Source organism: Paenibacillus apiarius (assembly GCF_017052585.1).
GTDB lineage: Bacteria > Bacillota > Bacilli > Paenibacillales > Paenibacillaceae > Paenibacillus_B > Paenibacillus_B apiarius.
In genome coordinates this window covers 1693662-1718586 of the sequence record NZ_JAFFHZ010000001.1, presented here as the reverse complement: position 1 = coordinate 1718586, position 24925 = coordinate 1693662, and the positions used below count along the sequence as shown (strand labels likewise).

Annotated in this window: 25 protein-coding genes and 1 other annotated feature; of the genes, 24 read left to right on the top strand and 1 reads right to left on the bottom strand. The window is 50.6% G+C overall.

What is annotated here, in order from left to right; translation table 11 throughout:
• Positions 1 to 42 precede the first annotated feature (42 nt).
• Positions 43 to 771 carry a CDP-diacylglycerol--serine O-phosphatidyltransferase gene (gene pssA, locus JSQ80_RS08030; protein ID WP_087432379.1) on the top strand — a complete coding sequence of 243 codons (729 nt, stop codon included), beginning with the start codon at positions 43 to 45 and terminating at the stop codon, positions 769 to 771.
• Positions 772 to 980: 209 nt separating this feature from the next.
• Here pssA and JSQ80_RS08025 read toward each other — a convergent pair whose 3' ends face one another.
• A complete protein-coding gene (locus tag JSQ80_RS08025) occupies positions 981 to 1376 on the bottom strand; it encodes a nucleoside triphosphate pyrophosphohydrolase family protein (RefSeq protein WP_087432378.1) in 396 nt (131 codons plus the stop codon).
• Positions 1377 to 1587: 211 nt separating this feature from the next.
• Here JSQ80_RS08025 and JSQ80_RS08020 point away from each other — a divergent pair, with 211 nt between their 5' ends.
• The 23 genes from JSQ80_RS08020 to rpsG all read left to right on the top strand — a co-directional run bounded on the left by JSQ80_RS08020 (position 1588) and on the right by rpsG (position 24891).
• Entirely contained in the window at positions 1588 to 2679 is a 1092-nt protein-coding gene (locus tag JSQ80_RS08020; protein WP_206094942.1) for a PIN domain-containing protein, read from the top strand.
• Positions 2680 to 2722: 43 nt separating this feature from the next.
• Positions 2723 to 3418 (top strand): 2-C-methyl-D-erythritol 4-phosphate cytidylyltransferase, encoded by a 696-nt coding sequence (ispD, locus tag JSQ80_RS08015; RefSeq protein WP_206094941.1) that lies wholly within the window; start codon positions 2723 to 2725, stop codon positions 3416 to 3418.
• Positions 3419 to 3444: 26 nt separating this feature from the next.
• On the top strand, positions 3445 to 3927 hold the full coding sequence (gene ispF / locus JSQ80_RS08010; RefSeq protein WP_087432375.1) for a 2-C-methyl-D-erythritol 2,4-cyclodiphosphate synthase: 483 nt from the start codon (positions 3445 to 3447) through the stop codon (positions 3925 to 3927).
• A gap of 82 nt (positions 3928 to 4009) precedes the next feature.
• Positions 4010 to 5464, top strand: a complete 1455-nt coding sequence (gene gltX, locus JSQ80_RS08005; RefSeq protein ID WP_206094940.1) for a glutamate--tRNA ligase — start codon at positions 4010 to 4012, stop codon at positions 5462 to 5464.
• Positions 5465 to 5926: 462 nt separating this feature from the next.
• Positions 5927 to 6694 carry a serine O-acetyltransferase gene (gene cysE / locus JSQ80_RS08000; RefSeq protein ID WP_206094939.1) on the top strand — a complete coding sequence of 256 codons (768 nt, stop codon included), beginning with the start codon at positions 5927 to 5929 and terminating at the stop codon, positions 6692 to 6694.
• Positions 6695 to 6732: 38 nt separating this feature from the next.
• Complete coding sequence (gene cysS / locus JSQ80_RS07995) at positions 6733 to 8166, top strand: cysteine--tRNA ligase (RefSeq protein ID WP_206094938.1); 1434 nt, start codon at positions 6733 to 6735, stop codon at positions 8164 to 8166.
• Positions 8167 to 8216: 50 nt separating this feature from the next.
• Entirely contained in the window at positions 8217 to 8699 is a 483-nt protein-coding gene (locus tag JSQ80_RS07990) for a Mini-ribonuclease 3 (protein ID WP_240463596.1), read from the top strand.
• 62 nt (positions 8700 to 8761) lie between these two features.
• Positions 8762 to 9502 carry a 23S rRNA (guanosine(2251)-2'-O)-methyltransferase RlmB gene (gene rlmB, locus JSQ80_RS07985; protein ID WP_206094936.1) on the top strand — a complete coding sequence of 247 codons (741 nt, stop codon included), beginning with the start codon at positions 8762 to 8764 and terminating at the stop codon, positions 9500 to 9502.
• An 11-nt stretch (positions 9503 to 9513) separates the two neighbouring features.
• Positions 9514 to 10053, top strand: coding sequence for an NYN domain-containing protein (locus tag JSQ80_RS07980; RefSeq protein ID WP_206094935.1), 540 nt, complete (start codon positions 9514 to 9516; stop codon positions 10051 to 10053).
• A 229-nt stretch (positions 10054 to 10282) separates the two neighbouring features.
• Positions 10283 to 10939 carry an RNA polymerase sporulation sigma factor SigH gene (gene sigH, locus JSQ80_RS07975; protein ID WP_087432368.1) on the top strand — a complete coding sequence of 219 codons (657 nt, stop codon included), beginning with the start codon at positions 10283 to 10285 and terminating at the stop codon, positions 10937 to 10939.
• Positions 10940 to 11363: 424 nt separating this feature from the next.
• Positions 11364 to 11513, top strand: coding sequence for a 50S ribosomal protein L33 (rpmG, locus tag JSQ80_RS07970; RefSeq protein WP_019420680.1), 150 nt, complete (start codon positions 11364 to 11366; stop codon positions 11511 to 11513).
• A 38-nt stretch (positions 11514 to 11551) separates the two neighbouring features.
• Entirely contained in the window at positions 11552 to 11743 is a 192-nt protein-coding gene (gene secE, locus JSQ80_RS07965; protein WP_026010982.1) for a preprotein translocase subunit SecE, read from the top strand.
• A gap of 23 nt (positions 11744 to 11766) precedes the next feature.
• A complete protein-coding gene (nusG, locus tag JSQ80_RS07960; protein ID WP_087432367.1) occupies positions 11767 to 12300 on the top strand; it encodes a transcription termination/antitermination protein NusG in 534 nt (177 codons plus the stop codon).
• Between the two features lie 76 nt (positions 12301 to 12376).
• On the top strand, positions 12377 to 12802 hold the full coding sequence (gene rplK, locus JSQ80_RS07955; RefSeq protein ID WP_087432366.1) for a 50S ribosomal protein L11: 426 nt from the start codon (positions 12377 to 12379) through the stop codon (positions 12800 to 12802).
• A 63-nt stretch (positions 12803 to 12865) separates the two neighbouring features.
• Positions 12866 to 13558 carry a 50S ribosomal protein L1 gene (gene rplA / locus JSQ80_RS07950; protein WP_087432365.1) on the top strand — a complete coding sequence of 231 codons (693 nt, stop codon included), beginning with the start codon at positions 12866 to 12868 and terminating at the stop codon, positions 13556 to 13558.
• Positions 13559 to 13672: 114 nt separating this feature from the next.
• Positions 13673 to 13839, top strand: a sequence feature (ribosomal protein L10 leader region).
• A 60-nt stretch (positions 13840 to 13899) separates the two neighbouring features.
• Entirely contained in the window at positions 13900 to 14403 is a 504-nt protein-coding gene (rplJ, locus tag JSQ80_RS07945; RefSeq protein WP_087432364.1) for a 50S ribosomal protein L10, read from the top strand.
• Positions 14404 to 14475: 72 nt separating this feature from the next.
• The gene (gene rplL, locus JSQ80_RS07940) at positions 14476 to 14841 is read left to right on the top strand and encodes a 50S ribosomal protein L7/L12 (protein ID WP_087432363.1); all 366 of its coding nucleotides are present in this window, start codon (positions 14476 to 14478) and stop codon (positions 14839 to 14841) included.
• Positions 14842 to 14980: 139 nt separating this feature from the next.
• A complete protein-coding gene (locus tag JSQ80_RS07935; RefSeq protein ID WP_206094934.1) occupies positions 14981 to 15586 on the top strand; it encodes a class I SAM-dependent methyltransferase in 606 nt (201 codons plus the stop codon).
• Between the two features lie 390 nt (positions 15587 to 15976).
• Positions 15977 to 19519: a DNA-directed RNA polymerase subunit beta gene (rpoB, locus tag JSQ80_RS07930; RefSeq protein ID WP_206094933.1), complete on the top strand. Its 3543-nt coding sequence runs from the start codon at positions 15977 to 15979 to the stop codon at positions 19517 to 19519.
• A 158-nt stretch (positions 19520 to 19677) separates the two neighbouring features.
• Positions 19678 to 23301, top strand: coding sequence for a DNA-directed RNA polymerase subunit beta' (gene rpoC, locus JSQ80_RS07925; RefSeq protein ID WP_087432360.1), 3624 nt, complete (start codon positions 19678 to 19680; stop codon positions 23299 to 23301).
• Between the two features lie 262 nt (positions 23302 to 23563).
• On the top strand, positions 23564 to 23821 hold the full coding sequence (locus JSQ80_RS07920; RefSeq protein ID WP_087432359.1) for a ribosomal L7Ae/L30e/S12e/Gadd45 family protein: 258 nt from the start codon (positions 23564 to 23566) through the stop codon (positions 23819 to 23821).
• Positions 23822 to 23957: 136 nt separating this feature from the next.
• On the top strand, positions 23958 to 24377 hold the full coding sequence (gene rpsL / locus JSQ80_RS07915) for a 30S ribosomal protein S12 (protein ID WP_019420691.1): 420 nt from the start codon (positions 23958 to 23960) through the stop codon (positions 24375 to 24377).
• Between the two features lie 43 nt (positions 24378 to 24420).
• Positions 24421 to 24891, top strand: coding sequence for a 30S ribosomal protein S7 (gene rpsG, locus JSQ80_RS07910; RefSeq protein ID WP_087432358.1), 471 nt, complete (start codon positions 24421 to 24423; stop codon positions 24889 to 24891).
• Positions 24892 to 24925: the final 34 nt, after the last annotated feature.

Here is a 24925-nt window from a genome sequence, read left to right as displayed (position 1 = left end):
GAAAAGACGAACGTTGGGCATAGTAAAATTAGAGGTGAACCTATGATTATAAAGTCTATTCCGAGCTTGTTTACGATCGGTAACCTGTTTCTCGGAATTATATCCATTATGCTTGCGTTTCACGACGACTACAGCAAAGCCGCTCTTATGGTCATTATCGCCATGCTGCTTGACGGACTTGACGGTCGGGTAGCACGGGCATTGAATGCGCAGAGCGAATTCGGCAAAGAGCTGGACTCCTTGTCCGACGTCATTTCGTTCGGCGTCGCCCCGGCGTTCATTATGTATGTGGTGGCATTTAGCGAAATGAACCCTGCGCTTGCCTGGATCGTAACGGCCATATTTCCGATTTGCGGTGCGCTTCGCTTGGCTCGCTTTAACGTCAAGGATGGGATTCCGGGCTATTTCATCGGTTTGCCTATTCCGGCTGCAGGCGGCGTTGCTTGTACGCTTGCGCTATTTCATGAAACGATTCCCGGAGCTTACTTGATTATCGCCATGCTCCTTCTGTCCTATTTGATGGTGAGCACTGTGAAATATCCGAATTTCAAAAAGGTCGGCATTCCGAAAAAAGCGATTTGGATTACGCCTATCGTCATTGCGGCATCCGCAGCCATTGCATTTTGGAAGCCGGAGCAGACACCGAAGCTAATATTTGTTCCCTTGGTGCTATATGCTCTCCTTGGTTTAAAAAAAAACGTTAGAATGCTGAATCGGCGCCGCAAGAAACAAAGAGACGCGGAAGAGTGGTATCAATCGAAGCATTCCTGACCTAAATGACACAGCACTTGAGCGCGGAGGGAACGGCATGCGTCATTCCTTCGGCGTCAAGTGCTGTATATGTATTCCGAGCCGGTATCGTACATGATACCGGCTTTTTGGCATGAAAAAAGCCGGGAGAGGGAATTGAAGCTGCCTTAATATGCAGCACAGATGCCCGCTCTCGGCTCCGTTTATTGTATTGTCGTCCTAAGCTGCGGTTACGACAAATTGAAAATGCCAAGCGTCGAACATTTGCTCGATTCCTGCTTCACGACATCATTCAGCTCGATGTCTAGGAGGTTGCACAGGGCGGACATGTAGAAGAGGTGCTTTCCAAGCTCGCTTTTTACGACGTCTTTGCAATGGTCGCACAAATTTCCTTGAACGTGGCTTTCCATGCTCTGCTTCGCTTGATTGACATCCATATCAGCGCAATACGGCTGCCGCGTGGCGTGCAGTTCCAAGCAACCGCATTCTGTAATTGCTTTGGTCACGGCGCGGTTCACCGAGGCGTCGGACTGACCGTATTTGGAGAGTATGTCCAACAAGCTTCGGTGTCGTAACAGTAAGTCAGCTACCTGATCTTGAAGCGTTTGCAAACTGGGAGTGCTCATTTCCATCCACCTCTATTCTTGGAATCGTGCAACGGAGCATGCGTCGCACGTGATCGCTTATTACGTCTAACGTTTTCAAGAACATTATACGACTAGGAATTCCCATTTTTCAACTCGGCACCGCGATAAAATTCCGAAATCGAGGATTAGGAGCCATTTCGTTGGGCCATAATTGTAAAGAAATCCAAAAAGAGTAAGGAGGTGGACGTTTGTGTTTAAACGAATATTTCTGGGATTAGCTGGACTGATTGGCGCTTGGAGCGGGTTGGAGCTTCAACATTACTGGTATACACAGACGATGGAATTTGCTGCGGCAATGGATCAAGGATTTACTTCCGGCCGCCTGTTATGGGCACTTGGCGGGGCATTTTGCTTTTATGTAGTAGGTCGTGCACTCTTTATGCCATTGTCACGTATTTGGAATACAGGGCGGGAACGAATTGCGGAGATGTCCACGGGAATGCTGGTGGCGGCTGCGGCAGGTGCGCTGCTCGGCCTATGCTTTGCATCGCTCATTACGCCGCTCTTGGGCAATTTCGGGAGCGTAGGGCATATGCTATCGATCATTATCGCGGTGGCGAGCGGGTGTGCAGGCATGCAAATTGCGCTGCTCAAACAGGAAGACATGGGAATGTGGCTGTCTTCGTTCAAATGGCTGGAACGCAGCAGCGATGAAGACTCCGAATACCGGTACGAAGAGCACAAAATATTGGATACGAGCGTCATTATTGACGGCCGGATTGCAGATATTTGCAAGACGGGATTTATCGAAGGGACGATTGTCATTCCGGAATTCGTGCTGGAAGAGCTGCAGCATATCGCCGACTCTTCGGATTTGTTAAAACGAAATCGCGGACGCCGGGGATTGGATATTTTAAATAAGATTCAAAAGGAACTCGAGGTCAAGGTACTGATTTATGAAGGGGATTTCGACGAGATCTCCGAGGTGGACAGCAAGCTCGTCAAGCTTGCGAAGCTGTTGAAGGGCAAGGTCGTCACGAATGACTTTAACTTGAACAAAGTGTGCGAGCTTCAAGGCGTGTCCGTGTTGAACATTAACGACCTCGCCAATGCGGTGAAGCCGGTCGTATTGCCCGGAGAAGAGATTGTCGTGCAGGTGATTAAAGACGGCAAGGAACACGGTCAGGGCGTGGCCTACCTGGATGACGGCACGATGATCGTGGTCGAGGGCGGACGCGACTATATCGGCATGACGATGGAAGTGCTCGTAACGAGCGTGCTGCAGACGTCGGCGGGACGCATGATCTTCGCCAAGCCAAAACTGTTGGAAAAAGCCCAATAAACAGGTATGATGGAGTTAGCACCATCATGGAGGGTTAACAGGGATGGAACAAGGCTTTGGAGTGGTGATCGTGGCCGCGGGCAGAGGCACGCGCATGGGCACCGAGGAGAGCAAGCAATATTTACGGCTGATGGACAAGCCGGTCATTGTACATACGGTGGAGCGGTTCCAAGCGATGCCCGAATGCGAGACGATCGCTTGGGTGACGTCAGCGCAGGACATGCCCCGTTGTGCAGGCTGGGTTCATGAATATGGGCTGGACAAAGTCCGCGATATCGTAGCCGGCGGCGGGGAACGGCAGCACTCGGTGTATGCGGGACTGCAGGCGTTGAAGGCGCGCGGCTTGGATTATGTATTAATTCACGACGGCGTGCGTCCCTTTGTGGACCCGGGCAAGGTGAGGACATGCTTTGCCGCGGCCCGGAAGCATGGGGCGTCCGTACTGGCCGTCCCGGTGAAAGATACGATAAAGCAGGTGAACGGGGACGGCGTCATTACGGCAACGCCGGACCGACGCAGCTTGTGGGCGATTCAGACCCCACAGGCTTTTCGTCTTTCCGTATGCATGTCCGCCCATGAGCAGGCCGAGCGGGAAGGAATCATCGGGACGGACGACGCGATGCTCGTGGAGCGCATGGGCGTTCCGGTTCATGTCGTGGAAGGGGATTACACGAACATTAAGCTTACGACGCCGGACGATCTGGATTGGGCGGCTTGGTGGATGTCACGGAATCAATAACAACGGGTAAGGGAGAGGGGAAATTCGTGATACGAGTGGGACAGGGATTCGATGTGCATCAATTGGTGGAAGGGCGTCCGTGCATCATCGGCGGCGTGCATATTCCATATGAAAAAGGGCTGTTGGGGCATTCCGACGCCGATGTGCTTCTGCATACGGTAAGTGACGCCGTTCTCGGCGCATTGGGGCTCGGCGATATCGGGAAGCACTTCCCAGACACGGATCCGGCATATAAAGACGCGGACAGCGTGAAGCTGATGGAGCATGTCTGGGCGCTCGCGAAGGAGCGTGGCTACCGGCTGGGCAACGCGGACTGCACCATTATTGCGCAGAAGCCGAAGATGCTGCCGCACATACCGGCCATGGTTGCGAATATCGCGCGTATTTTGGAAGCGGATGAGTCGCAGGTGAACGTGAAAGCGACGACGACAGAACAGCTTGGCTTTACCGGGAGAAGCGAGGGAATTGCCGCGCAGGCGGTTGTCTGCCTCTTTCAAGATATGGTATAACTAAAAGTGAGTGTTCAAAAGGGGACCTTTTGAACACTTTCTAAAAAGGTAGACTAAAATAATCGGTGTGAGGGAAGCTATCATGAATAAAAAAATTCGTGTACGTTATGCCCCAAGTCCAACGGGACATTTACATATCGGAAATGCACGTACTGCACTGTTCAATTATTTGTTTGCACGTCATCATGGCGGGCAATTCATCGTCCGTATCGAAGACACGGACGTGAAGCGCAACGTGGAAGGCGGAGAAGAGAATCAATTCAAGTACATGAAATGGCTCGGCATGGATTGGGATGAGAGCATCGATGTGGGTGGCGATTACGGCCCGTATCGCCAGACCGAGCGTTTGGATATATACAATCAATATGTGAATGAGCTGCTTGAACGCGATTGGGCGTATCGCTGCTACTGCACGGAGCAAGAGCTTGAAGCGGAGCGGGAGGAGCAGACCGCCCGCGGGGAAACACCGAAATATTCAGGCAAATGCTGTGGACTATCCGCAGAGGATCACGCGCGTCTCGAAGCGGAAGGACGTCAAGCCAGCATCCGCTTCCGCGTTCCGGCGGGCCGATCCTATACGTTTCCCGACTTGGTCAAGGGCGATATCACCTTCGAGTCGGACACGACAGGAGACTGGGTTATCGTAAAGAAGGACGGCATTCCGACGTACAACTTCGCGGTCGTGATTGATGATTACTTGATGCGCATATCGCACGTCCTGCGCGGCGAGGATCATATTACGAATACGCTGCGCCAATTGATGATTTACGAGGCGTTCGGCTGGGAGGCTCCGGTATTCGGTCATATGACGCTTATCGTCAATGAGAACCACAAGAAGCTCAGCAAGCGCGACGAATCGATCATTCAGTTTATCGAGCAGTACGAGCAGCTCGGCTATTTGCCGGAAGCCATCTGCAACTTCATCGCGCTTCTCGGCTGGTCTCCGAAGGGAGAGGACGAGTTGTTCTCGCTCGATGAGTTGATTTCGATTTTCGATGCGAATCGCTTGTCGAAGAGCCCTGCGGTATTCGATACGAATAAGTTGACACATATTAATAATATGTATATGAAAAAGGCAGACCTCGACCGCATCGCGGCGCTTTCGATTCCGCACTTGCAGCAAGCGGGACGATTGCCGGAGACTTTGAATGAGCAGCAGCTCGCTTGGGCGACATCGCTCGTTAAGCTGTACCAAGAGCAGATGAACTGCGCTTCCGACATCGTGGAGCTGTCTGAACTGTTCTTCCGCGATGAGCTTGTCATAGATGAAGAAGCGAAGCCTGTTCTGGAGGAACCGCAAGTTCCTGCCGTGCTGAGCGCGTTGCTTCAAAAGCTGGAAGCCGCATCATCTTGGGATGTCGATACGGTCAAAGCGGCAATGAAGGAAGTTCAGAAAGAAACGGGCGCCAAAGGCAAAGGGCTGTTCATGCCTGTCCGTGTGGCGGTATCGGGCCAAATGCACGGGCGCGACCTGAACGAAACGATTGTCCTGCTTGGCCGAGATAAAGTATTCAATCGTTTGCGCCAGCTGTCGTAGCAATATCGGACGAGAAGCCCTTATTGTCAGTTCAGCTGCACATCCGATATACTAGAAGATATAATACGAGTAAGGAAAAGCGTTGAACGGGAAAGCGTTGGCTATGAAGAATCGCACAGAGAGGAACGAACGGCCAAGAGCATGGAGCATGATGTTCTTGCAGGCTGAGAGTCGTTCCGGTTCGATGCCGATGCGTTGCACCCGGAAGCTTCGTCTTTGAGCGTGCTTGAAAAGCGCGGGTAGGAGATGACGTGTCGTTCGCGTTAATGAACGTTGAAGTGGGATAGCTGTTACAGCTTGCAGACCGCGATAGCGGCCAGGAATCCGAACACCATTCGGAGGACTGAGGCCGTGCGGGCTGAGCGTTGCGCTATCCAAGCAGAGTGGAACCGCGCACCGCGCCTCTGCAGCATCATGCTGCAGAGGCGTTTTTATTACCAAAGTTCCGGGGGGGAACGGGTCATGAGGCGTATCATTCGACGAATGCAATCTGATGTGCGAGCGGTGTTCGATAACGACCCTGCGGCAAGAAGCCGGTTCGAAGTGATATTCACCTACTCTGGTCTGCATGCGATATGGGCGCATCTCTTCGCTCATTGGCTGTACCGGCGCCGGTGGTTTACGGTGGCCCGTGTCATTTCGCAGGTAAGCCGCTTTATGACCGGAATCGAAATTCATCCGGGGGCCCGCATAGGGAACCGTCTGTTCATCGACCACGGGATGGGTGTCGTTATCGGCGAAACGTGTGAAATTGGAGACGATGTCGTCATCTACCAAGGGGTTACGCTTGGGGGAACGGGGAAAGAAAAAGGAAAGCGGCATCCCACAATCGGGAACAACGTAGTCATTTCTTCCGGCGCCAAGGTGCTCGGCTCGTTCAAGGTTGGAGACAATTCCAGCATTGGAGCCAATTCCGTCGTGCTGCGGGAAGTTCCGCCGAACTGTACCGTAGTCGGCATACCCGGACGTATCGTGAAGCAGGACGGGATTCGGATCGACCGTCTGAATCATGCCCAATTGCCTGACCCGGTCATTGACATGCTGCGCAGCTTGCAAGGCGAAATCGATGTGTTGAAGGCCGAATTGAAGCAAGTCAAGTTAACTCAGCCAGGCCATATTGCTGCCAGTAATCAACCCGCTGAACAAGCAGGAGATCCAGACGCGGCAGGCAAGCAGCCTCAACAAGGAGCTGTGGAACGGCTTGTTGAAGCCGCTGCAATCAAAAAATAAAAAACGAAACGAGATCAATGTAGGAGGTTAACGCACCCATGACGCTGCACATTTATAATACGATGACGCGCCGCAAGGAACCGTTCGTCCCAATATATCCGGATAAGGTGAACATGTATGTATGCGGTCCGACCGTATACGATTATATCCATATCGGCAATGCGCGTCCGCAGATTTTCTTTGACGTGGTACGCCGTTATTTGGAAACGTTAGGCTATGAAGTGAACTATGTCGTCAACTTCACGGATGTGGATGACAGGTTAATCCGCAAAGCGGGAGAACTTGACTCTACCGTGCCTGAAGTGGCTGACCGTTTTATCCAGGCATTTTATGAAGATATCGACGGGATTGGCGTCCGCCGCGCTTCGCAGAATCCGCGCGTAATGGATAATATGCCGGAGATCGTCGCCTACATCGCTGAATTGGTAGAGCGGGACTTCGCATATGAATCTGGCGGGGACGTCTATTTCTACACGAAGAAGTTTCATGAATACGGGAAGCTCTCTCATCAAAATATAGAAGAACTTCAACTCGGCATTCGAATTGAAGTGGACGAGCGCAAAGAAAACCCTGAAGATTTCGTACTGTGGAAGGCGGCAAAGCCGGGAGAAATCTCTTGGCCGAGCCCGTGGGGCGATGGCCGTCCAGGCTGGCATATCGAATGCTCCGCGATGGCACGCAAATATTTGGGCGAGACACTGGATATACACGGCGGGGGCCAGGATTTGCAGTTCCCGCACCACGAGTGCGAGGTGGCGCAATCGGAGTCCATCACAGGCAAGCCGCTGGCGAATGTATGGATGCATAACGGATATATTCATATTAATAATGAAAAAATGTCGAAGTCGCTCGGCAACGGCGTGCTTGTCAAAGATTTGCGCAAGCAGTATCAACCGGCGGCGCTCCGTTATTTCATGCTGGCGACGCATTATCGCAATCCACTTAACTTCAGCGAAGAGGCGATGGGGCAGGCGGAGAAGAGCGTAAGCCGGATTGCCAATGCGATGGCGAATGTGCGGCATGCCCTGCAGACGGTAACGAGCGGAGCGGGGGCGGAATCAGGGCATGAACAGGAGCCGGATGAGAAGCTTCAGGTGAAGCTGGCCGGAATTCTCGATACGTTCGATGCGAAGATGCGGGACGACTTCAATACGGCTGATGCCATTACGGCTATGTTCGAGTGGGCAAGCGAGGCTAACACCTACTTGCAGCAAGGAGCCCAAGGGGCGCGGCAGGCCGGTAATTTGCAAGCGCTGCTCGATGCGTTCGAGGCGATGAATGACGTGCTCGGTCTCGTGATGGAGCAGGAGAACGAGCTGCTTGACGATGAAGTGGACCAACTCATTCAAGAACGCAATGATGCGCGCAAAGCTAAAAATTGGGCGCGTGCCGATGAGCTTCGCGATTTGCTGACAGCGCAAGGAATATTGCTGGAGGACACGCCGCAAGGCGTACGCTGGCGTCGCAAATGATGAGAGGCGAACAACCGGCGTCCGGAAGCAAAGGAGCGAGTAACAGCGCCATGAACAAGGATGAACAAGAACGGCGTGGAATAGATGAAGCGAGCACGGGACAAGGGGAACCGCAGCCTTTGCTCTTCCCCTTCGCTCCGTCCAAGGAAGCGAAGCATTTGAACCCGATCGTGCTGGCTTACATGGGTGATGCCATCTACGAAGCGGCGATACGGCAATATTTGATTTCGAAGCGGAATCATCGTCCGAATCATTTGCATCGTGAGGTCATTAGCTATGTGTCAGCCAAAGCACAGGCGCGCTTTCTTGGCTGCATCGCCCCATCCTTGACGGAAGAGGAGGCCGACATCGTGCGCCAAGGGCGAAACACGAAGTCGAGCGTGCCGAAGAGTGCCGATGTGGGCGAATACCGGCAGGCAACGGCGCTGGAAGCGCTGTTCGGCTATTTATATTTCAGCGGGCAGCACGATCGCATGCGCCAGCTGCTGAACCTGATCATTCACGCGCATGAAGCGGAACACGACAATAAATAAAGCGTGGACGGAGATGCAATACAGCAATACGCGAAGTAACATAACGGGAGGCCATTACACGCATGCATGAAGAATTTATCGCCGGGAAACACTCGGTTACCGAAGCGCTCAAATCCGGGCGCACCATCAACAAAATATGGATTGCGGATAATGCGCAGAAGCATTTGACCCAGCCTATCATCGCCGAAGCGAAAAAAGCGGGCGTTATCATTCAGACGGTGGACAAGCGCAAGCTGGACCAAATGGCCGAAGGCGTGCAGCATCAAGGTGTTGTCGCACAAGTCGCTGCTTATGAATATGTGGATGTAGAAGATATTCTCGCCCGGGCCGAAGCCAAAGGGGAAGTTCCTTTTTTGCTGCTGCTGGACGAAATAGAAGATCCGCATAACCTAGGCTCCATTTTGCGTACGGCGGATTGCACGGGAGTTCACGGCGTCATCATTCCGAAGCGGCGCTCGGTCGGACTTACCGCTACGGTATCGAAGACATCGGCAGGGGCTGTGGAATATGTGCCGGTTGCCAGAGTGACGAATTTGTCGCAGACGATGGAGCAGCTGAAAGAGCGCGGCGTATGGATCGTCGGAACGGATGTATCGGCGAACCAGGAAATATACGATGCGGATGTGTTCACACTTCCGGTAGCGCTTGTAATTGGCAATGAGAACAAAGGCATGGGCCGTCTAATCCGCGAGACCTGCGATGTTCTCTGCAAATTGCCAATGGCAGGGCAAATCAATTCGCTAAACGCGTCGGTAGCCGCTGGCATCTTTATGTATGAGGTTGTGCGCCGGCGCCGCGGCTGAGGCTGCGGAGCATGGAACGGCAGGATTGGCGCGATGTTCTTTTGGTCGACGGCTACAATATGATTGGGGCATGGCCAGAATTGTCGCAGCTTGCGGATAACCGCTTGGAAGAAGCGCGGGATCGGCTGCTGCACATGCTTACGGATTATCAAGCCTATTCGGGGCGGAGGGTCATGGCCGTGTTCGACGCGTATCGCGTTCCCGGGCTCGGAATGAAATACAAGCAGGGAAATGTGACGGTTTATTTTACAAAAGAAAAAGAAACGGCGGATGAATGCATTGAACGTCTCGTAAAAGAGCTTACGCATCGCCGCCGTCAAATCTACGTCGCCACCTCCGACATGACGGAGCAGCGCATCGCCTTCGGGCAAGGGGCCCTTCGCGTCTCTGCCCGGGAGCTGCTGCTCATCATCGATCAGGCGAGACAAGAAGTGCAGTCGCGCATTCGGGAGCATGCATCGCAGCCGATTAAACGCAATCCGCTGGAAGGGAAGCTGAGCCTGGATCAACTGCTGAAGCTGGAACGGATGCGTCGCGGCGAGAAAGACTAGAAAAGATAAAGTGACCTTAAATACGCATTGGATTCCGGAGAAGAGTTGTTCGCCCAGGATGGATTTAGGTAACTTTTTTCCAAGTGATCGTCTCTTTATTTGTAAAATAGCCTGGATTCCGCTCTGGATAAGGCTTCTCTTGGTTGACGGTGCTAGATAGATTCATATATACTGAATCTATCATTTGTGATGTGACGGTGGATTGCGTTGCAGGCCGGAGGGATTGCTAGTGAGTGTTGACCTCAGAGTATTATGCGCCTCCTCATACGAGCGGTTGACGGATGAACAGCTAGTCGACGCAGTTCGTGGCGGGGACAGTGAAGCGCTTGAATACTTAATTAACAAATACCGCAATTTCGTACGGGCGAAGGCACGCTCTTATTTTTTGATCGGGGCTGACCGTGAAGATATTGTACAAGAAGGTATGATCGGCCTATACAAGTCGATTCGGGATTTTAAAGGTGACAAGTTGGCTTCATTCAAGGCGTTTGCCGAACTGTGCATCACAAGACAGATTATTACCGCGATCAAGACCGCGACGCGTCAGAAACATATCCCTTTAAATTCCTACGTTTCGTTGGACAAGCCGATTTACGATGAAGATTCGGATCGGACGCTGCTGGATATTATCGGGGGTTCGCGTGTATCGGACCCGGAAGAACTCATTATTAATCAGGAAGAGTTCGTGGGACTTGAAGACAAGATGTCCGAGATACTGAGCGATTTGGAACGCAAGGTGCTGATGCTTTATTTGGACGGACGTTCCTATCAAGAGATTGCCGTCGATCTGGACCGTCATGTCAAATCCATTGACAATGCTTTGCAGCGCGTGAAGCGCAAGCTGGAGCGGTATTTGGAATTGCGCGATGGCGCGCACGAGGGATAATGGCGGGCGATAAAGGAATATGATGAAGAGCTTATCCACCTTGCGAGTGATGGTATAAGCTTTTTTTATCATTAAGGAATGTTTAAGTTTGTGAGATGATAGGCGTACGTTTAGATTGTTAGAAATTCTACCATACTGGTATAGACTTCGACATTCGAGATTCTTCCCTTTGCATGCGGCTGTCGGTTATGATAGAGTGGAGGTCGTGAACCCCCGTGGCGTCAATACTTTTCATTGACATGATTTGACCCTTATGATAAAGTGTTTTAGGTAGCCCTAAATATGCGTACGTTTTTACTGAATAAGTCTGTCTTATTCAGCTCGAGAGGCGGTTTTTATTCCTTTTAGAAGGGGAGCAAACTGTTTCCGCTTGGGATAAATTCGACGCTTCTTATCATTAAGGTGTCTTCAGGAGGTGTACTATATGCGGGTAATCGTTACGATGGCTTGCACGAACTGCAAACAACGCAACTACACGACAACAAAGAACAAACGCAATCACCCAGACCGCATTGAGTTGAAGAAATTCTGCAAGTTCTGCAACGAGCATACTTCTCATCGCGAAACAAGATAAGTCAGATGGAGGTGTAGTCCGTGGCTTTCTTCGGGAATCTGAAACGTAGTTTCGGTTCAATGTTTTCCTTCTTTGCCGACAGCTGGGGCGAATTGAAAAAGGTTCGCTGGCCCAATCGTAAAGAATTGACAAGCTATACGATCGTCGTATTAGCCACGGTTGTCTTTATGACGCTTTATTTTTGGGTCCTTGACATCGGAATTTCCGCGATCGTCGAAGCGATTATTTAATAAAGTCCCAAGGTGGCTTGGTTATGGAAAAGAGATGGTACGTTGTTCATACCTATTCGGGGTATGAAAACAAAGTGAAAGCCAATTTGGAAAAGCGCGTCGAATCCATGGGCATGGAAGACAAAATTTTCCGAGTTCTTGTTCCGATGGAAGAAGAAGTGGTAAACAAAGACGGCAAGAAAAAGACCGTCATGCGCAAGGTTTACCCTGGCTATGTTTTGGTAGAGATGATCCAGACGGATGAGTCTTGGTATGTTGTTCGCAACACGCCAGGGGTCACTGGTTTTGTCGGTTCTACTGGTTCTGGTTCAAAGCCTATTCCGCTATTGCCTGATGAGGTTGAACAAATCTTGAAGACAATGGGAATGGAAGCGCCGAAGCCGAAGGTCGATTTCGACTTGAAGGAATCGGTGCGTATTAAAGTGGGTCCTTTTGCCAACTTTGTCGGTACGGTTGAAGAAATCATTACGGACAAGCAAAAGTTGAAGGTCCATGTCAATATGTTTGGAAGAGAAACCCCGCTTGAGTTGGATTACCACCAAGTGGAGAAGATTTAATACATCTTTTCAGGTTTCTGCTGTGAGACAGGGCGCAAGCTTCAAGCTCACATATTAGCGCAAGGAGGTGTACTACGTGGCGAAAAAAGTCATCAAAATCGTTAAGTTGCAAATACCAGCGGGAAAGGCAAATCCTGCGCCTCCGGTAGGTCCAGCATTGGGTCAAGCAGGGGTTAACATCATGGCGTTCTGTAAAGAGTTCAACGCGAAAACAGCGGATCAAGCAGGTCTTATCATTCCTGTCGAAATCACTGTGTTCGAAGATCGTTCCTTTACGTTCATTACGAAGACGCCGCCGGCTGCTGTATTGTTGAAAGTAGCTTCGAAAGTAGAAAAAGGTTCCGGCGAACCGAACAAGAAAAAAGTTGCGACTGTAAAGCGCGACGTTGTTCGTCAAATCGCAGAACAAAAAATGCCTGACCTGAACGCAGCATCCGTTGAATCGGCTATGCGTATGGTTGAAGGTACGGCTCGCAGCATGGGTATCGTCGTAGAAGACTAATTTTGGTTTTCTTGACGCATGTGGGAGGTTTATCCGTTAATACCACAAAGGAGGAAACATAACATGGCAAAACGTGGCAAGAAATACGTTGAAGCCGCTAAGTTGTTCGACAAAGATGCAACTTACCAGCCGATGGAAGCTATTGAACTAGTGAAAAAATCGGCTACGGCTAAATTTGACGAAACGATTGAAGTGGCTGTTCGCTTGGGCGTAGACCCTCGTAAACAAGACCAAAACGTTCGTGGGGTTGTCGTACTTCCTCACGGTACAGGTAAGACTAAGCGCGTTCTCGTCTTTGCAAAAGGCGAAAAAGCGAAAGAGGCAGAAGCAGCTGGCGCTGATTTTGTAGGCGATCAAGATATGATCAACAAAATCCAACAAGGCTGGTTCGAATTCGATGTCTGCGTAGCAACACCAGACATGATGAGCGAAGTTGGTAAATTGGGCCGTATCCTTGGTGGTAAAGGTCTGATGCCTAACCCTAAAGCCGGCACGGTTACATTCGATGTCGCTAAAGCGATCCAAGAGATCAAAGCGGGTAAAATCGAATACCGTCTGGACAAAGCAGGCCAAATTCATGCGCCAATCGGTAAAGTGTCCTTCGATGCAGACAAGTTGCATGACAACTTTAAAGCTCTCATCGATGCATTGAACCGTGCGAAGCCGGCAGCGGCAAAAGGCGTGTACTTGAAAAACATCGCCGTTTCTTCGACGATGGGACCTGCAGCGCGCGTTGAAACTGCAGCATTCCGCTAAGATTAACTTTCCTGAGGGAAATGATCTGGCCTCTGATGGTAAGTAACGGAAGAGGTTGACATGATTCGGCCGTTCGTGCTATACTGATAGAGTTGCTGAAAGACAGCGTATAATTAAACTTGAATAATCGTACCGTAGACAGTAGGTGCCGGAAGGCTTAATCTCCTACCGAGGTGTTCGAAATAGAATGAGTGCGAAGGTGCGCGTCGTAGACGCGACTGCGCGCCTGACCTTTTCGTGATGCCTCTGTAGTGAACTGCAGAGGCTTTTCTTATGCTGAAGTAGGTAGAAGACATCGGTCGGGATGCGGTTAGAAATGATACTTGTAGGAGGTGGATCGAGTGGCAAACGCAAAAGTAATCGAAGCGAAGCAGCAAGCAGTGGAAGTAATCGCTGAGAAATTGCGTGGCAGCGCAACAACGGTTGTGGCCGACTACCGTGGCTTGAACGTATCTCAAGTTACCGAGCTCCGCAAACAACTGCGCGAAGCAGGCATTGAATTCCAAGTATTGAAAAATACATTGGTTCGCCGTGCGACAGCAGCAGCGGAATTGTCGGAACTTGATGAAGTATTGTCGGGTCCTACGGCAATCGCATTCAGCCGTGAAGACGCAGTAGCTCCTGCGAAGATTTTGAACGACTTTGCGAAGAAGAACGAAGCTCTTGAGATCAAAGGTGGCGTCGTCGAAGGCCGCGTCGTCGATGTGGCTCAAATCAAAGCGTTGGCAGAATTGCCATCCCGTGAAGGTTTGCTGTCCATGTTGCTCAGCGTGCTTCAAGCGCCTATGCGCAACTTCGCACTTGCTGTCAAAGCAGTCGCAGACAAGAACGAAGCCGAAGCGTAATCATAATCGCGTTCCCGACATGGGGCATTGCGCGAACATCTAATAATCAATCACGAATATGGAGGTTTAACAATGAGCAAAGAGCAAATCTTGGAAGCCATTAAAGGCATGTCCGTTTTGGAACTGAACGACCTTGTTAAAGCAATCGAAGAAGAATTCGGTGTAACAGCTGCAGCTCCTGTAGCAGTTATGGCTGGTGGTGCTGGCGACGGTGGCGCAGCTGAGCAAACAGAATTCGACGTAATTTTGAACGGCCCTGGCGCTGGCAAAATCAACGTTATCAAAGTAGTTCGCGAAATTACAGGTCTTGGCCTGAAAGAAGCGAAAGACTTGGTAGACAACTGCCCGAAACCATTGAAAGAAAAAGTAAGCAAAGAAGAAGCAGAAGCTGTAAAAGCGAAGCTCGAAGAAGCAGGCGCATCTGTAGAAGTGAAGTAATTTCAGCTCTGTAAAGTGCGAACCCCTTGAAGACCATTCAAGGGGTTTGTTGTCTAGGATACGACCATGGTGCGCATCTTAGCCAATGAACGGCAGCGATTTTGACCTGCTGGAGTGTAACTCGCTAGGAGGTAAGGGAATGAACGGACACTATTACAGCAAACGGCCGGAGGCTTCGCATGACCGTCAGCAGTGGCGGGCGGCTCTTCGCGGAATGAACTTCCAGTTCGTTTCCGATGCAGGCGTATTTTCGAAGGGCGCCGTTGACTATGGAAGCCGCGTATTGATTGACAGCATGGACATTCCCGAACAGGCGCAGGTGCTTGACGTCGGCTGCGGGTATGGGCCAATTGGCTTGACGGCAGCTCGCTTGGCAAGGCAGGGGCATGTTAAGTTGGTGGACGTCAATGAACGCGCCTTGCAGCTGGCACGGGAAAATGCCGCGCAAAATGGCATTCATAATGTCACGGTTCAGGAAAGTGACGGATTGGCCGCACTTACAGGCGAACGCTTTGATGTCATTTTGACCAATCCTCCGATTCGGGCCGGGAAAGAAGTCGTCCATCGCATTTTCGAACAGTCCTATGAACAATTAAACGAACAAGGATCGCTCTGGATCGTGATTCAGAAGAAGCAGGGGGCGCCTTCAGCCGAGGCGAAGCTGCATACGTTGTTCGGAGAAGACAATGTGGAGTTGGTAACGAAGGATAAAGGGTATCGCGTATATCGGGCAACGAAACGATAATAGACGGTAACCCAATTTTCGAGTTGACTTCATATGCCCAATGTGATATTATTATAAAATGTCAGTATTAGGATGGCCTTCATGTCTTTACATGACCAAAATGTCAAGTCTTTTTTTAAAACGATGCATACTTTTTTAGGAATTGACGTATAATGTTTACATTTTGGGCAAGTCTATCGATATGAAGGACAAACGACAACATGAAACGGCGGCACGGGGAAACGGCGTCCATCGCAATTCGCGTTTTTGCCGTGAACGTGCGTTTTTCTTTTTGCTTTATTTTCTACATTTTCAACTTGTTTCAGAGTCTCTTTCGTGGACTTTATTATAAAGGATACCGAAAAGGATTCGCAATCCATTTTTGTAGTAGACATGAGGGGTGAGTTAAAGTTGGCAGGACATCTTGTTCAGTATGGACGACGCACTCGGCGCAGCTACGCGCGAATCAAAGAGGTACTCGAAGTTCCGAACTTGATTGAAATCCAACAGAAATCGTACGAATGGTTTTTGGACGAGGGATTGCGTGAAATGTTCCAAGACATTTCGCCAATTCAGGATTTCACAGGCAATTTAGTTCTGGAATTTATTGATTACAGCTTGGGCGAACCAAAATATTCGGTCGATGATTCGAAGGAACGCGATGTGACTTACGCAGCGCCGCTTCGGGTTAAGGTGCGTCTACTCAACAAAGAGACCGGAGAAGTCAAAGAGCAGGAAGTATTCATGGGTGATTTCCCGCTTATGACCGAAACGGGTACGTTCATCATCAATGGTGCGGAACGCGTTATTGTCAGCCAGTTGGTTCGATCCCCAAGTGTCTATTTTAGTACTAAAGTTGACAAGAACGGGAAGAAAACCTACACGGCGACGGTCATTCCGAACCGTGGGGCATGGTTGGAGCTGGAGACGGACGCGAAAGATATCATTTACGTCCGCATCGACCGCACGCGGAAGATTCCGGTGACGGTGCTGCTTCGTGCCTTGGGCTTTGGTACCGATGAACAAATCTTAGATTTGCTTGGACACGACGAATATATCCGCAACACGCTGGATAAAGACAATACAGATTCGACGGAGAAAGCGCTGATTGAAATTTATGAGCGCTTGCGTCCGGGTGAGCCGCCGACATTGGACAATGCGAGAAGCTTGCTGATCGCACGTTTCTTCGATCCTAAACGCTATGATTTGGCGAATGTTGGGCGCTACAAAATGAATAAGAAGCTTCACATTAAGAACCGCTTGTTCAACCAACGCTTGGCTGAGACGCTGATCGACCCGGATACGGGCGAGATTATCGCAGAAGCAGGTCAAATGATTGACCGTCGTCTATTGGACGAAATTTTGCCGCGACTCGAAAGCAATGTTGGCTTTAAAACATATCATGTTGCGGGCGGCGTATTGGAAACCGACGATATTCCGATGCAGGTGATTGAGGTGTTCTCGCCGATTGAGGAAGGCAAGGTCATCAAGGTCATCGCCAACGGCATTATCGACAAAGCCGTTAAAAACATTACGCCAGCAGACATTATCTCGTCTATCAACTACTTTATGAACTTGCTGCACGGAATTGGCAGCACGGACGACATCGACCATCTGGGCAACCGTCGTCTGCGTTCGGTAGGCGAGCTGCTTCAGAACCAGTTCCGTATCGGTCTGTCCCGTATGGAACGCGTTGTTCGCGAGCGGATGTCGATTCAAGACGCGAATGTCATTACACCGCAGGCTTTGATTAACATTCGACCGGTTATTGCGTCTATTAAAGAGTTCTTCGGAAGTTCGCAGCTGTCTCAGTTCATGGACCAGACGAACCCGCTTGCAGAACTGACGCATAAACGCCGTCTGTCTGCGCTCGGACCCGGCGGTCTGACGCGTGAACGCGCGGGCTTTGAAGTTCGAGACGTTCACCACTCTCACTATGGCCGGATGTGTCCAATCGAGACGCCGGAGGGACCGAACATCGGTTTGATCAACTCCTTGTCTACATTTGCCCGCGTCAACGAGTACGGTTTCATTGAAGCCCCATACCGTTGGGTGGATCCGAAGACAAGCAAGGTGTCCGAACAGATCGATTATATGACGGCGGATGAAGAAGACAACTACGTCATTGCCCAAGCGAACGCGCTGTTGAATGAAGATGGCTCGTTCCAGGACGAAATGGTCATTGTTCGTTACAACAAGCAATCTGACAACATCTTGACGATGCCGAGCGAACGTGTAGACTACATGGACGTCTCGCCGAAGCAGGTTGTGTCGGTAGCGACCGCGCTCATCCCGTTCTTGGAGAATGATGACTCCAACCGTGCGCTCATGGGTTCGAACATGCAGCGGCAAGCTGTGCCTTTGCTTATTCCGGAGGCGCCGTTTGTCGGTACGGGAATGGAGCACAAATCCGCTAAAGATTCCGGCGTGTGCGTCGTATCTAAAGTGGACGGCTACGTGGAACGCGTCACGGCCAATGAAGTGCAAGTGCGTCGCGTCGAAGTAGTGGACGGCAAAGAGGTCAAAGGCGACCTCGTGAAATATAAATTGCAGAAGTTTATGCGTTCCAACCAAGGAACATGCATTAACCAGCGTCCGCTTGCGAAGCGAGGCGAAATCGTCAAGAAAGGCGATATTCTTGCGGACGGACCTTCCACGGAGGTGGGCGAATTGGCCCTTGGACGCAACGTCGTCGTTGCGTTTATGACGTGGGAAGGTTACAACTACGAGGACGCGATTCTGTTGTCCGAGAAGCTGGTTAAAGAGGATGTCTACACGTCCATTCACATTGAAGAGTACGAGTCCGAAGCCCGTGATACGAAGCTCGGACCGGAAGAAATCACTCGCGACATACCGAACGTCGGTGAAGAAGCGCTCAAGAACCTTGACGAGCGCGGCATTATCCGCGTCGGTGCTGAAATTAAAGCAGGCGATATTCTCGTCGGTAAAGTAACTCCAAAAGGCGTTACGGAACTGACGGCAGAGGAACGCTTGCTGCACGCCATCTTCGGTGAAAAAGCCCGCGAAGTTCGTGACACGTCCCTGCGCGTACCGCATGGTACCGACGGCATCGTCGTTGACGTTAAAGTGTTCACGCGCGAGAATGGCGATGAGCTTCCGCCAGGCGTCAATCAGCTCGTTCGAGTATATATTGCCCAAAAACGTAAAATTTCCGAGGGTGACAAAATGGCGGGACGCCACGGTAACAAGGGTGTCATCGCACGTATCCTTCCGGAAGAAGATATGCCATTCTTGCCGGACGGCACGCCGGTTCAAGTCGTCTTGAACCCGCTCGGCGTTCCTTCCCGGATGAATATCGGTCAGGTGCTCGAAGTTCACTTGGGTATGGCTGCGCGCTATCTCGGCATGCATATGTCTACCCCGGTATTTGACGGCGCGACCGAGTACGACGTATTCGATACGATGGAAGAAGCCGGAATGCAGCGCAACGGTAAGACGCGGTTGTATGACGGCCGTACGGGCGAACCGTTCGAACGTGAAGTGACAGTCGGCGTCATGTACATGATTAAGCTCGCGCACATGGTCGACGACAAAATTCATGCCCGCTCTACGGGCCCTTACTCACTCGTTACGCAGCAGCCGCTCGGTGGTAAAGCACAGTTCGGCGGCCAGCGCTTCGGCGAGATGGAGGTATGGGCACTGGAGGCTTATGGTGCGGCATACACCTTGCAAGAGATTCTTACCGTCAAGTCCGATGATGTCGTCGGCCGCGTGAAGACGTACGAATCGATTGTCAAAGGCGAAAACGTGCCGGAGCCGGGTGTTCCAGAGTCATTTAAGGTCTTGATTAAAGAGCTGCAAAGCTTGGGTATGGACGTCAAGATTTTGACAGAGGACGAAGAAGAAATTGAAATGCGCGAATTGGACGAAGACGACGATGCCCCTCAGGATAAATTGAATCTGGGTACGGATGACGAATACGTAGCAGAGTAACAGTTGCGCAAATTGGATAGCGTTGTTGGTTCAGACGATGGTCGGCGGCTCTTGCCGTTCCGGCCATCGTCAACCCATATAGATTCGAACACAGAAGGCCGCTTCCTGTGTGAAAACAAAAGCGGCGAACTCAAGTACAGATTAAGGAGGGTCGCTCCTTGATGGACGTCAACAATTTTGAATTCATGAAAATCGGGCTTGCCTCTCCCGACAAAATTCGTTCGTGGTCTCGCGGCGAAGTCAAGAAGCCAGAAACGATCAACTATCGCACGCTGAAGCCGGAGAAAGAAGGCTTGTTCTGCGAGAAGATTTTCGGGCCGACGAAGGATTGGGAGTGTCATTGCGGTAAATACAAACGTGTACGTTATAAAGGCGTCGTCTGTGATCGATGCGGCGTTGAAGTAACTCGCCAAAAAGTTCGACGTGAACGGATGGGGCATATTGAATTGGCCGCTCCGGTATCGCACATTTGGTACTTTAAAGGTATTCCGAGCCGTATGGGCTTAGCGCTGGATATGTCCCCGCGTTCATTGGAAGAGATCATTTATTTCGCTTCCTATGTCGTAACGGACCCAGGAGATACGCCGCTTGAGAAGAAACAACTGTTGTCCGAGAAAGAATATCGCAGCTACCGTGAGAAATATGGTCATGCTTTCCAAGCCGGTATGGGTGCGGAAGCTGTCAAAAAGCTGCTTCAAGATTTGGATTTGGACAAAGAGCTGGATATGCTCAAAGAAGAGCTGCGCACAGCTCAAGGCCAACGCCGCAACCGGGCTATTAAGCGTCTGGAAGTCATTGAGGCATTCCGCAATTCCGGCAACAGCCCGGATTGGATGATTCTTGATGTGCTGCCGGTCATTCCTCCGGAACTTCGTCCGATGGTGCAGCTTGATGGCGGTCGTTTTGCTACGTCCGACTTGAACGACTTGTACCGCCGCGTCATTAACCGGAACAACCGTTTGAAGCGCTTGCTCGACTTGGGAGCACCGGACATCATTGTACAAAATGAGAAACGGATGCTTCAAGAAGCGGTAGACGCCTTGATCGACAACGGCCGTCGCGGCCGTCCGGTAACAGGTCCAGGGAACCGTCCGCTCAAATCACTTAGCCATATGCTGAAAGGGAAACAAGGGCGCTTCCGTCAGAACTTGCTTGGTAAACGGGTTGACTATTCCGGTCGTTCCGTTATCGTTGTAGGTCCTTACTTGAAGATGTACCAATGCGGTTTGCCTAAGGAAATGGCCCTTGAGCTGTTCAAACCTTTTGTCATGAAAGAGCTCGTGAATAAAGGTTTGGCACACAACATCAAGAGCGCAAAACGCAAAGTGGAGCGCGTCAGTCCGGAAGTATGGGACGTTCTCGAAGAAGTTATCCGCGAGCACCCGGTTCTGTTGAACCGTGCGCCGACGCTTCACCGTCTCGGTATCCAAGCGTTCGAACCGATCTTGGTCGAAGGCCGCGCAATCCGTCTTCACCCGCTCGTTTGTACGGCGTACAACGCGGACTTTGACGGTGACCAGATGGCCGTTCACGTTCCGTTGTCGGCAGAAGCGCAAGCTGAAGCGCGCTTGCTTATGCTGGCTTCCGGCAACATCTTGAACCCTAAAGACGGCAAGCCGGTCGTTACCCCGTCTCAGGATATGGTCCTCGGATCTTTCTACTTGACGATGGATAACAAAGAAGCCGAAGGCTCAGGCATGATTTTTGCTTCTGTGAACGAAGCGGTGTCTGCATACCAACGCGGCACGGCGTCCTTGCATGCGCGTGTTGCCATTCCTGCGAAGGCTTTGAATAAGACTTCGTTTACGGATAAGCAACAAGAAGCGTTTATCGTTACAACGGTAGGACGCATCATTTTCAATGAAATTTTCCCGGCAGAATTCCCATACATCAACGAGGCGACGAAGCGCAACTTGTTCGAGGGAACTCCGGATCATTACTTTATTTATGAAAAAGGCGCGAATATTCATGAAATTATTCAGAATATTCCGCAATCCGGGGCAGTCGGCAAAGACTATCTCGGTCAAATCATTGCCCGTTGCTTCGATATTTTCCATACGACGAAGACGTCGGTCATTTTGGACCGTATCAAGCAAATCGGATTTACGTACTCCACACGCGCCGGAATTACGATTGCGGTGTCGGATGTTGTCGTGCCTCCGGAAAAAGTGGATATTTTGAAGGAATCCGAAGAGAAGGTCAAAGTCATCACGAACCAGTATCGTCGCGGTCTGATTACGAATGACGAGCGTTATGACCGTGTTATTGAAGTGTGGTCCATGACGAAGGATAAAATTACAGATATACTCATGAAATCGATGGATCGTTACAACTCCATCATGCTCATGGTAGACTCGAAAGCACGGGGTAACAAATCGCAGATTACTCAGCTCGGCGGTATGCGGGGTCTGATGGCGAACCCGTCTGGACGGATTATTGAATTGCCAATCAAATCGAACTTCCGTGAAGGCCTTACGGTTTTGGAATACTTTATTTCCACTCACGGTGCGCGGAAAGGTCTCGCGGATACGGCTCTCCGTACGGCTGACTCGGGTTACTTGACCCGTCGTCTCGTCGACGTTGCGCAGGACGTTATCGTCCGCGAAGACGATTGCGGCACAGACAAAGGCTTCTTGGTCAGCAATATTTCCGATGGCAAAGAAGTCATCGAAGGATTGTATGACCGAATTGAGGGCCGCTATTCCTTCGAAACGATTCGTCATCCGGAAACGGGCGAAATTATCGTTCACCGCAACGAGCTGATCGACACGGACAAGGCAGAAGCTATCGTCAATGCCGGCGTCAAAAAGCTGCAAATTCGCTCTGTTCTTAGCTGCCGTGCCCGTCATGGCGTATGTAAGATCTGTTATGGCCGCAACTTGGCGACAGGCAAGCACGTGGAAATCGGGGAAGCCGTCGGTATTATCGCGGCGCAATCCATCGGTGAACCAGGAACGCAGCTCACGATGCGTACGTTCCATACCGGTGGTGTTGCAGGAGACGATATTACACAAGGTTTGCCGCGTATCCAAGAGCTCTTTGAAGCGCGGAATCCGAAAGGTCAAGCGATTATCTCCGAGATCGACGGTGTCGTCAAAGAGATTCGCGAAGCGAAAGACCGCCGTGAAGTGGAAGTCCAAGGCGAGGCTGAGACGAAGGTGTACCCAGTTACCTATGGTTCCCGCATTCGCGTAACCGAAGGCATGCAGATCGAAGCCGGCGACGAGATTACGGATGGTTCGATCGACCCGAAAGAAATGCTCCGCATCAAAGGTATTCGCGGCGTGCAGAACTATATCTTGCAAGAAGTTCAGCGCGTTTACCGGAACCAAGGGGTAGAAATCAACGATAAGCACGTTGAAGTCATGATCAAGCAGATGCTGCGCAAAATCCGCATCGTTGATGCGGGAGATACGATTCTTCTGCCAGGATCATTTGTAGATATGCATGAATATGAATCAGCCAACAAAGATGCGATTCTTGCTGGAAAAGAGCCTGCCGTGGCGAAACCAATTTTGCTTGGTATCACCAAAGCGTCTCTTGAGACAGATTCCTTCTTGTCGGCAGCATCGTTCCAAGAAACGACACGCGTATTGACCGATGCGGCGATCAAAGGCAAAGTCGACCAATTGCTCGGCTTGAAAGAGAACGTCATTATCGGTAAGCTCATTCCTGCCGGTACCGGTATGAACCGTTACCGCAGCGTGAAGCTGATCAATCCGCTTGAAGAAGAAGCAACGGAAGAAACTTTGGACGCTGCCGGCGTAGGCGCATCGGAGTAAGCTTGACTTAGCTGTACAATGAATAATGGCGGAGTGTCAGCTGGCGCCGGCAAGCAGGGTGCCAGCTGACTTTCTGTTTGAGAAGCGAAGGGGAATTATATTACGCTAGTGTGGTATAATCCTCTCCCCCTCGCTTTTTCTTTTTTTAATTTAATAGTTTGCAATAAAAAGTAAATAAACTGCTTGACACTCGGTTTTTGAAATGCTAATATATCGTAGTGTGCCCGAGGCAATGACCTGTACTTTTGGAGGAACATGTTTCATGTCTAATGATAAAGGGTTACAGGATAGCAATGTAAGAATTGGGACGAAACAAACGTTAAAGATGGTTGAGCATGGCAAGGCCATTGAAGTGTATGTCGCAGAAGACGCAGACTCGCGTGTAACGTCCAAGGTCATAGCGCTGTGCGAGAAGAAGGGCGTCAAGCTTACTTATGTAAGCACGATGCGCGAACTCGGGAAAGCATGCGGCATTGAAGTGGGCGCTGCTATGGTGGCTGTCGTCGAAGGCAATGAATAAGGAAACCTATGTTTTTGTTAAAGGTGAAGTCCTACGGCAAAAACTTTTCATTTGTTCATTTATGAACCACCTGGATCTGTGGGCTTAAATGAATGGGTTGTAAAGGTGTTTAATTTTATGGGAAGGGGGTGGCAACATGCCAACAATTAACCAATTGGTACGTAAAGGCCGCGAAGCTAAAATCAAGAAATCCAAATCCCCAGCATTGCAAAAAGGGTTCAACGCGTTGAAACGCGAAGAAACGGATTTGAGCGCGCCTCAAAAACGCGGTGTCTGCACTCGTGTAGGTACATTGACTCCGAAGAAACCGAACTCCGCGCTTCGTAAATATGCACGTGTTCGTTTGACGAACCGGGTTGAAGTGAATGCTTATATCGGCGGTATCGGTCATAACCTGCAAGAGCACAGTGTCGTTCTCGTTCGCGGCGGCCGTGTTAAGGACCTTCCGGGTGTTCGTTATCACGTCGTTCGCGGTGCATTGGACACTGCAGGTGTGAACAACCGTATGCAAGCTCGTTCCAAATACGGTACGAAGCGTCCTAAAGCGAAGAAATAATAGTTCGCGTCTCTTATGAAGTCATTTGGAAAGGGGGATTCACATGCCACGCAAAGGTCCAGTTCCTAAGCGCGACGTGTTGCCGGATCCGGTGTATAACAGCAAGCTGGTTACTCGCCTGATTAATCGCATCATGCTCGACGGTAAACGTGGTGTTGCTCAAACAATTCTATACGATGCATTTGAAGTCGTTCGTGAACGCACAGGAAATGATCCTATGGAAGTGTTTGAAGCAGCATTGAAAAATATTATGCCGGTCCTTGAAGTTAAAGCTCGCCGTGTAGGTGGTTCTAACTATCAAGTACCTATCGAGGTTAAACCTGAGCGCCGCACATCCTTGGGATTGCGCTGGTTGGTTAACTACTCGCGCAACCGCGGTGAAAAAACAATGCAAGAGCGTTTGGCAGCAGAGATTATCGATGCTTCCAACAACACTGGCGCAGCTGTTAAGAAACGCGAAGATACGCATAAAATGGCTGAAGCGAACAAAGCGTTTGCTCACTACCGTTGGTAGAATAAAGCTATTCGGGTCTCGATTATCGAGTCAC